Genomic DNA, 14,835 nt, shown 5'->3' on the forward strand with positions numbered 1-14,835 from the left:
GACTATATCGTCCATGCCCGCCACTTCTACGCGACTGAGCCTCGACCCGCGCGCCCGTCTTGGACGGCGGGCGGGCCGGCGCTTTCTGATCGAGTGGGTCAGCGTTGGCTGTCTCGGTCTCGTGGTGATCCTGCTGACGTCGTTCGGGCGCGTCGGCGCCGGCATCGATCTGCTGGTGTACGACCAGTTTCTGAAGCTGCGCGAGCAGCCGCTGCTGTCCGACATCGTCGTCGTCGAGATCGACAACGCGAGCATCGACGCACTCGGCCGCTGGCCGTGGCCGCGCAGCGTGCACGCGCGGCTGCTCGAGCAGATCGCCGCGGCCAAACCTGCCGCGGTGATCTACGACGTACTGTTCACCGAGCCCAATGTCGACGACGCTCAGCTCGCCCACGCCATTGCGCTGAGCCCGACCTATCTGCCCGTGCTGCTGACGCCGCCCGATGCGAGCGGCAAGCGCACCGTCGATGAACCCGTCGCGCCGCTCGCGCAGGCTGCTGCCGGGCTCGGTCACATCAATTTCGAAGTGGACAGCGACGGCATCGTGCGTAGCGTCGCGCGCTTCCAGGGCGATGAGCGCTCGCGCTGGCCGCAACTGACGGTGCTCGTCGCCGACGCGGTCGAACACGGCAAGCTGCATCTGCGCGGCGGCTTGCCGCCGCGCCCCTCGAACGAGCCCGCACGCGGCAGCGACGACGGCGGCGAAGAGCGCTTCCTGATTCCGTTCGGCCCGAACGCCGCGAACTACTCAAAGCTCAGTTTCGCCGACGTGCTCGCCGGCAAGGTGCCGGCCGATCAGTTGCGCGGGCGCATCGTCGTGATCGGCGTGACGGCGTCGGGTCTGTACGACCGCTTCGCGACACCGGTATCGGGCGAGCTCGGTCCGCTGCCCGGCGTCTACATCCACGCGAACGTGCTCGACACGCTGCTGAGCGGCCGCGAGATCCAGCCGGTCGCGCTGTGGGTCGTGTTCGCGGCGGCGCTCGGGCCGCTCGCCGCGCTGCTCGCCGGCTTCCTCGTACTGTCGCCGCGCCGCTCGTTGTTGCTGACCGGCGCGCTGGTGCTGCTCGCCGCGACCGGCAGCGCGCTGCTGCTGTACGGCGGCAGGCTGTGGATCTCGCCGGTGCCGGCGATCCTCGGCGTCGTGATCGTCTATCCGATCTGGAACTGGCGACGCCTCGAAATGACGATGGCGTATCTGCGCGGCGAACTGCAACGTCTCGCCGACGAGCCGCATCTGCTGCCCGAGACGCCGAAGCGCCGCCGCGAATTCGGCGGCGACGTGCTCGCGCAGCACATGGCGCTGATGGCGCAGGCCGCGCAACGGGCGCAGGACATGAAGCGCTTCGTGTGGGACAGCCTCGATAGCGTGCCGGAGCCGATTCTCGTCAGCGACGTGGCCGGCGTCGTGCTGATCGCGAATCACGCGGCGAAAGCGCATTTCGCTCGGCTAGGCGCGCCGATGCCCGAAGGCCAGCCGATGCAGAGCGTGCTCGGCGGCCTCACGCTCGTGAAGACGATCGACACCGGCGCGGCCACGGACAACGAGCGCAGTCTGTCCGCGCACGCGCACGCGCACTGGCCGGCGCTCCTCGATCCGACGCGCGGCGAGTTCGCGGCGCTGATGGCGCAGGGCGTCGAGGTGCGCGACGCGAACGAGCGCGACCATCTGCTGCGCTATGCGACCTGCACCAACGCGCAGGGCGAGACGACCGGCTGGATCGCCGGTCTCGTCGACGTGTCGGCGCTGCATGCGGCCGAGTGTCAGCGCGAAGACGCGCTGCGGCTGCTGTCGCACGACATGCGCTCGCCGCAGGCGTCGATCATTGCGCTGGTCGAGATCGAGCGCGCGCGGACCGAGCCTGCGCTCGCGCGCAGCGTGCTGGAGCGCATCGAACGCTACGCGCAACGCGCGCTCACGCTTGCCGACGACTTCGTGCAACTGGCGCGCGCCGAATCGCAGGCCTATGTGCTCGAGCCGCTGAGTCTGACCGAACTCGTCATCGATGCGAGCGACGAGGTCTGGCCGCAGGCGCATGCGAAGCGCATCGCGCTGCATACGGAATCCGCCGACGACGCCGACGACGATCCCTGGATCTGCGCCGACCGCTCGCTGATGACACGCGCGCTCGTCAATATCCTGAACAATGCGGTCAAGTACAGTCCGCCCGACACGCGCATCGTATGCAGCTTCGCTGGCCAGCCGGCGGCAAAGCGCGCGGGCAGCGAGGCGCCGTGCGTGTCGTGCACGATCCGCGACCAGGGCTATGGCATTCCTGAGGAGCAGCAAGCGGGACTGTTCGAGCGCTTTCGCCGTTTTCACGAGGCGGAGCGGCCGGAAGTGGGCGGGGCGGGACTCGGCATGGCGTTCGTCAAAACCGTCGTCACGCGCCACGGTGGCAGCGTCGAAGTCGTCAGCGCGCCCGGCGATGGGACGGCCTTCACGATCTGGCTGCCCGCGCTCGACGACGCGCCCCTCGACGAATCGATCGCACCGCGCGTCTGATGCGCCTTTGATGTATTCGATGTACTAGAGAGAAAACAACCAATGGCAAAGATCGCTCACCTCTGTGCCGCGCTGGCCGCGGCGAGCCTCACCGCTTGCGCGGGCCTGAGCGCCGACGTGCACACCGTCTCCGCTAACGGCGCCGACCGCGCGGTTGCGCTGCAAGGCGAGCAGACCTATTCGCTCGCTCGCACGCAGCCTCAGGACGACAGCGCCGATCATCCGCAAGTCGAAAAGCTGTTGCGCGACGAGTTGGCGAAACACGGGTTCGTCGATACGGCGGGCAAGCCCGCGCATTATCTGCTGTCGATGGCGTATAGCACGCGGCCGGCGTCGATCGGCATCGGCGGTGAGGATTGCGCGCCCGCCGATTGCGGCGCGGGCAGCGACGGTCCAGGCGCGCTGTTGTTTGGGCGCAAGTATCAGCACGCGCTGACGCTGCGCTTTTTCGACTACGCGAGCGGCGCCGAGCGCTACAAGGTCGGCGCGGTGTTCATGGATCGCGATGCGGACCCGCTGCATGCACTGCCGTTACTCGTGAAAACCGCGCTCGCGAAGCTGCCGTTCGATGCGCCGGCCGACTGGCGTGTGAGGCTCAGCATCGACAAGACGAGCGGTGTGCCGAACGTCGACTCGATGGAGCCGCTGCAGCGTTAAAACACCGCCTCGGGTCGCCGGGGCCGCGAGTATCAGTTATTCCTGCGCCGGCTCGTCTTGCGGCCAGCGGTTTTCGAACACGCAATCGGCGAGCGGCAGACGGCTCGCCCAGCGCTCCGTTTCGAGCATCGGCTCGCTATAGAACGCAGCGACGTGGCCGAGGCACAGAATCGCGACCGGCCGCGCGCCTTCCGGCATCGCCAGTAGCTGGTGCACCGCGCCGACATCGAATAGCGACACCCAACCAAGCCCGAGTCCTTCCGCGCGCGCGGCGAGCCACATGTTCTGGATCGCGCACGCGACCGACGCGAGATCCATCTCCGGCAGCGTGCGACGGCCGAAGACGTGTCGCTCGCGCCCGTCCATCAACGCGATCACCAGCAGCTCCGCGCATTCGCGCATGCCTTCCACCTTCAGCTTCATGAACTCGTCGCGGCGCTTGCCGAGCGCGTCGGCGGTGGCGAGCCGTTCGCGCTCGACGATGTCGCGCAAGCCCGTGCGCAGCGCCGCGTCGGTGATGCGCACGATGCGCCACGGCTGCATGTAGCCGACGCTCGGCGCGTGATGCGCCGCGTCGAGCAGACGCCGCAGCACCGCCGGATCGACCGGATCGGGCACGAAGTGGCGCATGTCGCGGCGTTCGTAAATCGCGCGATAGACCGCATCGCGCTCCGAGTCGTCAAAAGGCTTCGCCATGAAAGAGGGCGGCCGTGAAAGCCGGGTTGGAGGGCCAGTAAGCGTGCATATAGGTTGCCACAATCGGGCCCACGCGGAACACCGCTTCGCCGGGCGCGTCGCTGTGCGCGCGCGTGGCGAAGCGCTGCGGCGCGAGCGGCGTCGCGAGCTTCGAGTAGTGGAACGTGTGGCCGGTCAGCGTGCCGTGGACGCCATCGATCTGCTGCATGCCGAGCGACGTGAAGCGCGTTTGCATCGTCGCGTGACCGGGCAGCAGGCCGAGCATCGGCGTGCTAGTGCCTTGCGCGTCGGTCAGCGTGTCGAGCAGATAGAGCATGCCGCCGCATTCGGCGACCACCGGGTTGTCCGCCTCGACGTGCGCGCGGATCGATGCCGCGCTGGTCGAGTTGCCCGCGAGCGTCGCCATATGCAACTCGGGGTAGCCGCCCGGCAGATAGAGCGCGTGCGTGCCGGCGGGCAACGCTTCGTCGGCAAGCGGCGAGAAATAGCTGAGCCGCGCGCCGAGCGCTTCGAGCAGCGCGACGTTGGCCGGATAGATGAACGAGAACGCGGCGTCGCGGGCGATCGCGATGTGCTTGCCTTCGAGCAGACGCGGCAGCACTTCGGGCGAGGGCACGCCGAAATCGACCGGGCGCGGCAGTTCGGCGAGCGCGGTCGACGCGAGCGTATCCGCCGCGCGTTCCAGGCGTGCTTCGAGATCGTCGATTTCATCGGCCTGGTGTAGGCCGAGGTGGCGGTCGGGCAGCGTGATCTCGTCGCTCGCGGCGAGGTGGCCGCACCAGCGCAACCCGGGCGGCAGTGCTTCCTGCAGCATCTGCGCGTGCCTGGCCGAGCCGACGCGATTCGCGAGCACGCCGTGGAACGGCAGTTGCGGTCTGAAGCGCGCAAGGCCGAACGCGACCGCGCCGAAGGTCTGCGCCATCGCCTGCGCGGAAATCACCGCGAGCACCGGCACGCCGAACGTGGTCGCCAGATCGGCGCTGCTCGGCGTGCCGTCGAACAGGCCCATCACGCCTTCGATCAGGATCAGATCGGCTTCTTGCGCCGCCCGCGCGAGCAGGTTGCGGCATGCGCTTTCGCCGACCATCCACAGATCGAGCGACAGCACCGGCGCGCCGCTCGCGCGCGCGAGGATCATCGGATCGAGAAAATCCGGCCCGGTCTTGAACACGCGCACGCGACGTCCGAGCCGCCGGTGATAGCGCGCGAGACCGGCGGTGATCGTGGTTTTGCCTTGTCCCGACGCGGGCGCGCTGATGAACAGCGCGGGGCACGCCCCGAAGGAAGTCCCCTGGGGGGACGCCCCGAAGGAAGTCCCTTTGGGGGGCGCCCCGGACGAAGCCCCGTTGGGAAACGCCGACATCGCTCAGAACTCCACGCCGCGCTGCGCCTTCACACCTTGCTCGCGATACGGATGCTTGATCGCGCGCATTTCGGTGACGAGGTCGGCGGCTTCGATCAGCGCGTCCGGCGCATGGCGTCCGGTCACGACGACGTGCAACATCGGCGCACGCGCGTTGATCACCGCGAGCACTTCGTCGAGCGGCAGGTATTCGTACTTCAGCACGGTGTTCAGCTCGTCGAGGATCACCATCTGGTAGTCGCCGCTTTCGATCATCCGCCGCGCTTCGTTCCAGCCTTTGCGCGCGGTCGCCATGTCGGCCTCGCGGTTCTGCGTGTTCCACGTGTAGCCGTCGCCCATCGTGACGAAATCGCATTGCGCGATCGCGCCGAGGAAATCGCGCTCCGACGTATGCAGCGCGCCCTTGATGAACTGCACGACGCCGAGCCGCATGCCGTGGCCGAGCACCCGCACGGCCATGCCGAACGCGGCCGTGCTCTTGCCCTTGCCGGTGCCGGTGTTGACGATCAGCAGGCCTTTTTCGACGGTCGCGCCGGCCTGCTTCTTTTCGTGGCCTTCGCGGCGGCGTTCGGTCATGCGTTGATGCGATTCCGGATCGGTTTTCATCGAGGGTCCTGGTTTTGAGGGGCGGGATGGGATGGGGGCGCGTCGCTAAGGGCAGCATTGTTCGCCGCTGCGATCGCCACCGTGATGCCGGCGTGCGCGGTCTTGCGTACGATTAGACGCACGTTTTGTGCGGTTGTGGTGGAGTCCGGCGCCGTTGCCGCCAGCAGCGCGCACGGCTCGCACACACCATCGACACCGAGCTGCGCGTGTGCCGCCGCCGACGGCGACGCGACCGGTACCGCGGCGATCTGCTCGCGGCTGAACAGTTGCAGCGGCAGCTGATGACGTGAGCAGAATTCGAGCAGACCGGCTTCGTTGGCTTTGGTGTCGATCGTCGCGATGGCGCGGATCTGCTCGAAGGCATTCGATCCGAGCGCTGCGCGCACGGCGGCTTCGATCTCAGCGGCTTTGCTGTGCAAGCGGCAACCGATGCCGACGCTCAGCGTTTTGATCGCGCGTGCGAGTCCGTGTCGTGTCGCGCTCGCTGCCAGTTCGTGAGCAATGCCGGCGTCGCGTTTGGCCGCATCACGCGCCAGTGCGAGCGACGCCACAGCGCCGATCACGACGATCGCCGGCGAGCCGAGCCCCGCGCGCGCCACCGCCTCGGCGAACTCGCGAAGCGGCGCGAGCACATGACGCTGCTCAGGCCGCGTCGCCGACACGATCGCCGCGCACGGCGTGTCGGCGGACATGCCGGCCGCGAGCAATGCGCGGGCGATCTCGCCGAGCCGGCGCATGCCCATATAGATCACCAGCGTCATGTGCGTCGCGGCGAGCGCGGCCCAGTCCGGTTCGCCACTGCCGGCGCCGTGGCCGGTGACGAACACGACGCCCTGCGCGTGATCACGATGCGTGACCGCGATACCGAGCGCCGCGGGCGCCGCGATGCCGGCCGTGATGCCGTTGATCACGTCGACTTCGATACCCGCGGCCTGCAGCGCCTGCAACTCTTCGCCGCCGCGGCCGAACACGAACGGATCGCCGCCCTTGAGCCGCGCGACGCTGCGCCCCGCGCGCAGATGCCCGAGCATTTGCGCGACGATGTCGGCTTGCGGCGTCGACGGATGGCCGCCGCGCTTGCCGACGTACACGACTTGCGCGTCGGTGCGCGCGAACTGCAGCACGTCGGGATTCACCAGATCGTCGACGAGCACGACATCGGCCTGCGCGAGCGCGCGGGTGGCCTTCAGCGTGATCAGTTCGACGTCGCCGGGACCGGCGCCGATCAGCCAGGCGCGCGTCATCGCGGCGTGCATGGCGCGCGCCATGCGGTGATGGAAGAAGAGACGCGGCGTGCGACAGCGCGCGCGGCGGTGAATATAGAGGTCATGCGCAACTGCGAATCCGGGCACGCGCGATGCCGCGCTGCTACGCCTTCACATCCGTTCCCCGCGGATTCCGGCGGCCGGCGGCGCCACGTGATGCACGGATGCAATGCGGCACCGCCTCCGCGTCTGGCCGGTATCCGGGCTGGCGGCCTCATGCGCTTCGCCTTCCCGTCCCGGTTGCGATTCGCGGGACAGTGGCATCAAAAAACGCATGCGCGGCACGGCGGAATCGAAGGCGAATCGAATCGCGCGCCGCAGGTCGCTTACCGTTGCGGGGACAGCACAGGTTGAACGCGCGAGGCGCTGCCTGTTTCCCGTTTAACTGCACACGCGAGCGCATGTGCGGGCACCAAACGCGCGCATACGATAGCACATGGCGCCTTGCCGGATAAGCCACGGCGGCGCTTTCCGGCTCTGTGCGTTGCTTGACTGCGCAAGTCCGCGGGCCTACACTCGCACGCACTTTGGGTGCTCGCGTGCGCGCTCGTGCGCATGCAGTTAAACGGGAAACAGGGAGCCACCTGCTCTGGAGCGGCTAACCTGTGCTGTCCCCGCAACGGTAAGCGAAAAGCGGTTCCGGCTTGATAGCCGGGCACCGCAGTGCCGGCTTCGATGTCCTCGCGCAAGCTCGCGTGGACATTTCACCACTGGACGAGAAACCACTCGGCCGGGAAGGGGAAGCGGCGCTTTCGCCAGCCCGGATACCGGCCCAACGAAGCAGAACGACCGCCGCGGGGATGCGGCGGCGCGTTCATGACCTCAGTTCCGCTTTCTGTATTTCCGTTGTCGCGGCAATGCCGTCGTTCGTCCCCGTGTCTGGTGATCGCTGGTACTGCTGCGCGTGCTTCATTCGCTCCATTCGCCAGCCGACGCGGACCCACGCGCGGACTTTCCGGCATACCGATCAACGCCAAGGGATGGACCTCACGATGCAAACTCAATTGCGCAAGATCCCCGTCACGATCGTCACGGGCTTTCTCGGCAGCGGCAAAACCACGCTGCTGCGGCACATTCTTCAGCATGCGGGCGGCAAGCGCATCGCGGTGATCGTCAACGAGTTCGGCGAGCTCGGCATCGACGGCGAAATCCTCAGGGGCTGCGGCATCGGTTGCGATGAAAACGGCGTCGAGACCGAAGGGCAATTGTATGAACTCGCGAACGGTTGTTTGTGCTGCACCGTGCAGGAAGAATTTTTCCCGGTGATGGAAAAGCTCGCGGAGCGCCGCGATGAATTCGATCACGTGCTGATCGAAACGTCGGGCCTGGCGTTGCCGAAGCCGCTCGTGCAGGCGTTCAACTGGCCGCAGATCCGCAATGGCTTCACGGTCGACGCGGTGGTGACGGTGGTGGACGGCCCGGCCGCCGCGAGCGGCCAGTTCGCCGATAACCCGCTCGCCGTCGATGCGCAGCGCAAGGCCGATCCGAATCTCGATCACGAGTCGCCGCTGCACGAGCTGTTCGAAGACCAGTTGTCGGCGGCCGACCTGGTGATTCTGAACAAGACCGATCTGATCGACGACGCGCGGCAGCACGAGGTCGAAGCCGCGATCCGCGCGGAGATTGCGCCGCAGGTGAAGATCGTGCGCGCGCAGCAGGGGCGGCTCGACCTGCATACGCTGCTGGGCCTCGAAGCGGCGTCGGAAGAGACGATCCACCTGCGTCATGACCACCACGGTTCCGCCGACGACCCCGATCATCACCACGATGAATTCGATTCGGTCGTCGTGCAGGCATCCGTACCGTCGCGCGACGCGGCGCTCGCCGCCTTGCAGACGCTCGTCGAATCCCACACGATTTACCGTGTCAAAGGCTTCGCGGCACTGCAGGGCGCGGCGATGCGTCTCGTGATCCAGGGCGTGGGCCGGCGCTTCGAGAGCTACTTCGACCGGCGCTGGCAAGCGGGTGAAAATGGCGACGGCGCGTTGAGCCGCTTCGTGCTGATCGGCGCAGACCTCGACCAGCACGCGCTGCAACAGGCGTTCGACGCGGCGCTCGGCGCGACGTCGAACGCGACGGCATAAACGGGCGCACCAGCATGCATCTGCTGCGCACGACGCCGGGCGGCTTCGTCGACGATACGCAGGGCGTGATCCGCATCGATCAGCAGCCCGCCGAGATCGTCGTGCTCAGTTCCGCCGACACCACGCTGTCGCTGCTCGCGAGCGTGGTGCCGCGTCTCGGCGACGGCTTTCCGAGCGTGCGGCTCGCGAACGTCACGTATCTGCGTCAGCCTGCCTCGGTCGATTTCTATCTGGACGACGTGTTGCAGCATGCGCGCGTGGTCGTCGTCGATCATCTCGGCGGCGAAACGTATTGGCCGTACGGCATCGAGCAGGTGGTCGCGCTCGCGCAGCGCAAACAGCAAACACTCGCGATGTTTTCCGGCGATCTGCAGGAAGACCCGAACCTGCTCGCGCGCAGCACTGCGAGCGCCGAGTTGTGTCAGCAGCTGTGGCGCTATCTGCGCGAGGGCGGTCCGCAGAACGCCGAGGCGTTTTTGCGCTGCATCGCGTATCGCGCGCTCGACTGGGGGCGCGAACCCGATCCGCCGCGCGCGTTGCCGGCCGCGTCGCTGTATCACCCCGAGCGCGATACCCCCATCGTCGCCGACTGGCAGGCGCGTTGGCGGCAAGACGCGCCGGTCGTCGCGATTCTGTTCTACAAGGCGCATCTGCAGGCCGCCAATACCGCGGTGTTCGATGCGCTGATCGACGCGCTCGAAGCGCAAGGGCTCAATCCGCTGCCGCTCGCGATCACGTCGCTGAAGGATGCGCTGAGCCGCGATGTCGTGCAGTCGCTGTGCGCGCAACATGGTGTCGCGCTCGTGCTGAACACGACCGCGTTCGCCGCTTCCGCGATCGACGACCCGGAGCCGCTCGCGCTCGCCGGCGACGCGCCGGTGTTTCAGGTGATCCTGAGCGGCGGCAATCGCGAAGACTGGCTGAAGGACAACCACGGCCTCAATTCGCGCGACATCGCGATGCATATCGCGCTGCCCGAAGTGGACGGGCGCATCATCACGCGCGCGATCAGCTTCAAGGGGCTCGCGTATCGCTGTGCGCATACGCAGGTAGACGTGGTCCGCTATCAGCCCGACCTCGAACGGGTGGGCTTTCTCGCCGAGCTGAGCCGGCGCTGGTGCCGTTTGCGTTCGCTCGATAACGCCGACAAGAAAGTCGCGTTGATTCTCGCCAACTATCCGATGAGCGAAGGGCGCATCGGCAATGGCGTCGGGCTCGATACGCCGGCGTCGGTGGTCGGCATTCTGTCGATGCTGCGCGATGAAGGTTATCGTGTCGGCGAACTACCCGAAAACGGCGACGCGTTGTTGAACAGGCTGACCGAAGGCGTGACCAACGATCCGGTCGTACGCGATCTGCGTCCGGCCCTGCAAAGCCTCGCACTCGACGACTATCTCGCGCATTTCAACGCGTTGCCGGCGAGCGTGCGCGACGCGTTGAACGCGCGCTGGGGCAAGCCCGAGCAGGACCCCACGCTGCGGCGCGGCCGCTTCATGATCGCCGGCTGGCGCTGCGGCCAGGTGTTCGTCGGCATTCAGCCTGCGCGTTCGCGCGAGCACGGCGACTACGCGAGCTATCACGATGCGGAGCTCGTACCGCCGCACGCATACCTCGCGTTCTATTTCTGGCTGCGCCATCAGTTCGGCATCGACGCGGTCGTGCACGTCGGCAAGCACGGCAACCTGGAATGGCTGCCGGGCAAAAGCGTCGCCTTGAGCGACGCGTGCTGGCCCGATCTGATTCTCGGACCGATGCCGCATCTGTATCCGTTCATCGTCAATGATCCCGGCGAGGGCAGCCAGGCGAAGCGGCGCGCGCAGGCGGTGATCATCGATCATCTGATGCCACCGCTTACACGCGCCGAAAACTATGGGCCGCTGCAGGACCTCGAACGCCAGGTCGACGAATACTACGAAGCATTGATGGTCGATTCGCGTCGCGCGAAGCTCTTGCGTCGCACGATTCTGACGACGATCGTCGAGCATCGGCTGCACGAAGAGCTGAGTCTCGCGGCGCCGAACCGACAGGACGATGAAGACGCGCTGCTCACACGCGTCGATGCGTGGCTGTGCGAGCTGAAGGAAGCGCAGATTCGCGATGGCCTGCATACGTTCGGGCAGTCGCCGCGCGGCGTGCAGCGGCGCGACACGCTGCTCGCGCTCGGGCGCTTTCCGGTCGGCGATGGGCGGGCCGGCAAGGCGGGGCTCGTCGACGCGCTGGCGCGCGATCTGCGCATCGATCATCGGTTCGACCCGTTGACGGTGGATTGGGCCGCCGCATGGGACGGTCCGCGACCCGAGGTATTGCAGCGGGTCAGCGATGCGCCGTGGCGACATTATGGCGATACGCGTGAGCGGTTGGAATTGCTCGCGGGCGAGCTGTTGCGCGGTGTCTGCGATGTCGATTGCGATGATGCGGATCGTTCGCAGGCCGTCCCCGTAGCCGACGAAAGTCTGCCGCAAGCGGCACAGGTGATCGCACGCCTGCGCGACGACGTGCTGCCGCGTCTCGACGCCTGCGGCCCGCAGGAAATGACGCAACTGAAGCGCGGCCTCGAAGGACGTTTCGTGCCGCCAGGTCCGAGCGGTTCGCCGTCGCGCGGTCGGCCCGACGTGCTGCCCACCGGCCGCAACTTCTATTCGGTCGACACGCGCGCGGTGCCGACGCAAGCCGCGTGGGCACTCGGCCTGAAATCGGCGCAGCAACTGATCGAGCGGCATCTGCAGGAGCACGGCGATTATCCCAGCGCGATCGGCCTGTCGGTCTGGGGCACCGCGACGATGCGCACCGGCGGCGACGATATCGCGCAGGCGCTCGCGCTGCTCGGCGTGCGGCCGAAATGGGCGCCGGGCAGCCACCGTGTGACGGACTTCGAGATCATGCCGATCGACGCGTTCGATCGGCCGCGTATCGACGTCACGTTGCGCGTATCCGGTTTCTTTCGCGATGCGTTCGCGAACGTGATGCATCTGTTCGATGCGGCCGTGCAAGCGGTTGCCGAACTCGACGAGCCCGCGGAGCTGAATCCGATTCGCGCGCGCGTGCAGCGCGAACGCGATGCGTTGATCGCGCGCGGCATGGACCCGGTCGAAGCGCGCAAGCGCGCCGGCTGGCGCGTGTTCAGCGCGCGGCCGGGCACGTACGGCGCGGGTCTGCAGCAGATGATCGACTCGCGCCAATGGCAGACCGACGCCGATCTCGCGAACGCGTATCAGGCATGGGGCGGATATGCGTACGCGCAGAAGAGCGCGGGCGAGGAGGCGCATCAAGCGTTTGGCACGCGCCTCGCAGTGATGGACCTCGTGCTGCAGAACCAGGACAACCGCGAGCACGACGTGCTCGATTCGAACGACTACTACCAGTTTCAGGGCGGCATGGTCGCGGCGGTGCGGCATCTGGCAGGTCGGCAGCCGCGCGTCTATCACGCGGATCACAGCAGTCCGGCCGCGCCGCGCGTGCGGACGTTGCAGGAGGAGATCGCGCGCGTGATCCGCTCGCGCGTGGTCAATCCGAAATGGCTCGACGGCGTGAAGCGCCACGGCTACAAGGGCGCGGCCGAGATCGCGGCGACCGTCGATTATCTGTATGGCTACGACGCGACCGCGCGCGTGATCGCGGATCATCAATACGCGCTCGTCGCCGATGCTTATCTGAATGACGCCGATACGCGCGCGTTCATGCAACGGCACAATCCGCATGCGCTGCATTCGATCTGCGAGCGTTTGCTCGAGGCGATGCAGCGGGGGCTGTGGCAGCAGCCGGGTGACTATCGCGCGCAGGTGGAAACGCATCTGCTGGCGAGCGAACAGCAGATCGAAGGAAGACAAACATGAATGGAGCGATGCGAGGAGCGGACGACGCAGGTAGCTCCGCCTGTGTATCGGGTACGGCGGCGCGGCCCGTTTTTCCGTTTGCGGCGCTGATCGGCCAGGCCTCGTTGCAGCAGGCGCTGGTGCTCGCGGCGATCGACCCGGGCTTGGGCGGCGTATTGATCAGCGGACCGCGTGGCACCGCGAAGTCGACTGCCGCGCGCGCGCTTGCGGAACTGCTGCCGGAGGGAGAACTCGTGAATCTGCCGCTTGGCGCGAGCGAGGATCGTCTGATCGGCACGCTCGATATTGAAAGCGTGTTGCGCGACGGCTCGGTGCGCTTCTCGCCGGGGCTGCTCGCGAAGGCGCATCGCGGCGTGCTGTACGTCGACGAAGTCAATCTGCTGCCCGATGCGCTCGTCGATGCGTTGCTCGATGCGGCGGCGAGCGGCGTCAATACCGTCGAACGCGATGGCGTGTCGCATAGTCATGACGCGAGCTTCGTGCTGATCGGCACGATGAATCCCGAAGAGGGCGAGTTGCGGCCGCAATTGATCGACCGCTTCGGTCTGATGGTGGAGTTGCAGAACGCGTTCGAGCCGCAGGTGCGGCAGGCGATCGTCAAAGCGCGGTTCGCGTTCGATCTCGATCCCGCTGGGTTTCGTACCGTTTACGCGGAGCAGCAAGCTTCATACGCGCAGCGAATTCGCTCGGCGCGCGCGGCGCTGCCGCTGCTGTCGTTCGATGACGCCGTCCATGCGCGCGTGAGCGCGCTATGCATCGACGCGGCCGTCGACGGTTTGCGCGCCGACCTCGTGATGCTGCGCGCGGCGCGCGCGCTGGCCGCATTCGAACGGGCAGGTGCGGTGACGGTGCGACATGTGGAGCGCGTTGCCGATCCGGTGCTGCTTCATCGGCGGCGTCAGCATGATTCGCAACATGCGAATCAGCGCCGGCCAGAAAGCGCGGCGCCGGCACGGGACGTCGCTGCGGGTGCGTCTGGCGATACGGCTCCATCCACGACACCTTCCGCCGACTCCGACTGGGGCTACCTGCCGCCCGAGCCGGCGGCGGCTTTGCCTGTCAAAGGCGTCATTGCGCTCGACGCAAAAAAACGCTGAGCCATCGGAAAGGCGCCGCCGCTGACTCGCGCAGCGGTTTTCGATGGCGACGAGGCGTGGGGGCCGATTCGCGCGATACGTCGCGCGGCGAACCGGGCAGGCGCATTGCATGGCCACCGACGCTCGCCGCGATGCGCGAGCACACGCTGCGTCGTGAGCATCTGCGCTTCGTACGGGAAGTGCCGCGTGGCGGTGTGCTGCATTGTTTCGTGCTCGATTGCTCCGGGTCGATGCTGGCAGGCCAACGCCTCGCGTTGGCGAAGGGTCTACTGACTGCCTTGTTCGACCGTGCGAGTGCGATGCGCGCCGAGGCTGCGCTGATCTGCTTCGGCGGTGCGGGAGCGGATGTGCGCTTCGGCCCCGCCGTGCCGCGCTGGTGGAACGAGCGATGGCTCGCGCCCGTGGGCGGAGGCGGCGGTTCGCCGCTCGCGTCGGGCGTGCGCAGCGCCGCGCAACTGCTCGAACGCTGCGCGCGGCGACGGCCGGCCCAGCAGCGCTGGTTATGGATTCTGACCGACGGCCGCACGAGCGACGAACCCGCGCGGCCGGCCGACGTCGATGAAGTCGTGTTCGTCGATTTCGAGCGTGGTGCGATACGGCTCGGTCGTTGCGAGGTGCTCGCCAATGCCTGGGGAGCGCGGCGGTTGACGCCGGAAGAGTTGCTCGGCTGATCGATGTGTGCGCAGCGAGGTCGACGCTGCTGTGTCCGCACGCGCGTTGCTTTTGTG

At 67.2% G+C, this 14,835-nt stretch carries 10 protein-coding genes, 1 pseudogene and 2 riboswitches; of the genes and pseudogenes, 6 read left to right on the top strand and 5 right to left on the bottom strand.

All coding sequences use genetic code 11. The features are described from left to right. Nucleotides 1-13 precede the first annotated feature (13 nt). Both OKW38_RS37335 and OKW38_RS37340 read left to right on the top strand, forming a co-directional pair. The gene (locus tag OKW38_RS37335) at nucleotides 14-2,506 is read left to right on the top strand and encodes a CHASE2 domain-containing protein (protein ID WP_429365384.1); all 2,493 of its coding nucleotides are present in this window, start codon (nucleotides 14-16) and stop codon (nucleotides 2,504-2,506) included. A 42-nt stretch (nucleotides 2,507-2,548) separates the two neighbouring features. After that, nucleotides 2,549-3,163: a DUF4136 domain-containing protein gene (locus OKW38_RS37340; RefSeq protein WP_429365385.1), complete on the top strand. Its 615-nt coding sequence runs from the start codon at nucleotides 2,549-2,551 to the stop codon at nucleotides 3,161-3,163. A 36-nt stretch (nucleotides 3,164-3,199) separates the two neighbouring features. On the opposite strand, the gene bluB is transcribed toward OKW38_RS37340, so the two are convergent. The 5 genes and pseudogenes from bluB to cobA form a co-directional block, all read right to left on the bottom strand. Next, a complete protein-coding gene (gene bluB / locus OKW38_RS37345) occupies nucleotides 3,200-3,859 on the bottom strand; it encodes a 5,6-dimethylbenzimidazole synthase (RefSeq protein WP_429365386.1) in 660 nt (219 codons plus the stop codon). After that, entirely contained in the window at nucleotides 3,843-5,222 is a 1,380-nt protein-coding gene (locus OKW38_RS37350) for a cobyrinate a,c-diamide synthase (protein ID WP_429365387.1), read from the bottom strand. The genes bluB and OKW38_RS37350 overlap by 17 nt, the downstream gene beginning before the upstream one ends. A gap of 3 nt (nucleotides 5,223-5,225) precedes the next feature. After that, nucleotides 5,226-5,828 carry a cob(I)yrinic acid a,c-diamide adenosyltransferase gene (cobO, locus tag OKW38_RS37355; protein WP_090805916.1) on the bottom strand — a complete coding sequence of 201 codons (603 nt, stop codon included), beginning with the start codon at nucleotides 5,826-5,828 and terminating at the stop codon, nucleotides 5,226-5,228. Then, the gene (locus tag OKW38_RS37360) at nucleotides 5,825-6,331 is read right to left on the bottom strand and encodes a cobalamin biosynthesis protein (RefSeq protein ID WP_429365580.1); all 507 of its coding nucleotides are present in this window, start codon (nucleotides 6,329-6,331) and stop codon (nucleotides 5,825-5,827) included. The genes cobO and OKW38_RS37360 overlap by 4 nt, the downstream gene beginning before the upstream one ends. A 3-nt stretch (nucleotides 6,332-6,334) precedes the next feature. Then, nucleotides 6,335-7,072, bottom strand: a pseudogene (gene cobA / locus OKW38_RS37365) (uroporphyrinogen-III C-methyltransferase); the annotation flags it as partial. 195 nt (nucleotides 7,073-7,267) lie between these two features. Further along, nucleotides 7,268-7,525: riboswitch (cobalamin riboswitch) on the bottom strand. An 80-nt stretch (nucleotides 7,526-7,605) separates the two neighbouring features. After that, nucleotides 7,606-7,883, top strand: a riboswitch (cobalamin riboswitch). Nucleotides 7,884-8,085: 202 nt separating this feature from the next. Between cobA and cobW the strand changes: the two are divergent. The 4 genes from cobW to OKW38_RS37385 are packed head-to-tail and all read left to right on the top strand — an operon-like array spanning nucleotide 8,086 to nucleotide 14,778. Continuing rightward, nucleotides 8,086-9,177 (top strand): cobalamin biosynthesis protein CobW, encoded by a 1,092-nt coding sequence (gene cobW, locus OKW38_RS37370; protein WP_429365388.1) that lies wholly within the window; start codon nucleotides 8,086-8,088, stop codon nucleotides 9,175-9,177. A 14-nt stretch (nucleotides 9,178-9,191) separates the two neighbouring features. Beyond that, on the top strand, nucleotides 9,192-13,010 hold the full coding sequence (gene cobN / locus OKW38_RS37375; RefSeq protein WP_429365389.1) for a cobaltochelatase subunit CobN: 3,819 nt from the start codon (nucleotides 9,192-9,194) through the stop codon (nucleotides 13,008-13,010). Next, the gene (locus OKW38_RS37380) at nucleotides 13,007-14,107 is read left to right on the top strand and encodes an ATP-binding protein (RefSeq protein ID WP_429365390.1); all 1,101 of its coding nucleotides are present in this window, start codon (nucleotides 13,007-13,009) and stop codon (nucleotides 14,105-14,107) included. The genes cobN and OKW38_RS37380 overlap by 4 nt, the downstream gene beginning before the upstream one ends. A 56-nt stretch (nucleotides 14,108-14,163) precedes the next feature. Beyond that, complete coding sequence (locus OKW38_RS37385; RefSeq protein ID WP_187610298.1) at nucleotides 14,164-14,778, top strand: vWA domain-containing protein; 615 nt, start codon at nucleotides 14,164-14,166, stop codon at nucleotides 14,776-14,778. Nucleotides 14,779-14,835 lie beyond the last annotated feature (57 nt).

The sequence above is a fragment of the Paraburkholderia sp. MM5496-R1 genome (genome assembly GCF_050436205.1).
Lineage (GTDB): Bacteria > Pseudomonadota > Gammaproteobacteria > Burkholderiales > Burkholderiaceae > Paraburkholderia > Paraburkholderia tuberum.

Coding starts and splice junctions, on each gene's coding strand:
- OKW38_RS37335 (WP_429365384.1), top strand. CDS start 14: ATGCCCGCCACTTCTACGCGACTGAGCCTCGACCCGCGCGCCCGTCTT.
- OKW38_RS37340 (WP_429365385.1), top strand. CDS start 2,549: ATGGCAAAGATCGCTCACCTCTGTGCCGCGCTGGCCGCGGCGAGCCTC.
- bluB (WP_429365386.1), bottom strand. CDS start 3,859: ATGGCGAAGCCTTTTGACGACTCGGAGCGCGATGCGGTCTATCGCGCG.
- OKW38_RS37350 (WP_429365387.1), bottom strand. CDS start 5,222: ATGTCGGCGTTTCCCAACGGGGCTTCGTCCGGGGCGCCCCCCAAAGGG.
- cobO (WP_090805916.1), bottom strand. CDS start 5,828: ATGAAAACCGATCCGGAATCGCATCAACGCATGACCGAACGCCGCCGC.
- cobW (WP_429365388.1), top strand. CDS start 8,086: ATGCAAACTCAATTGCGCAAGATCCCCGTCACGATCGTCACGGGCTTT.
- cobN (WP_429365389.1), top strand. CDS start 9,192: ATGCATCTGCTGCGCACGACGCCGGGCGGCTTCGTCGACGATACGCAG.
- OKW38_RS37380 (WP_429365390.1), top strand. CDS start 13,007: ATGAATGGAGCGATGCGAGGAGCGGACGACGCAGGTAGCTCCGCCTGT.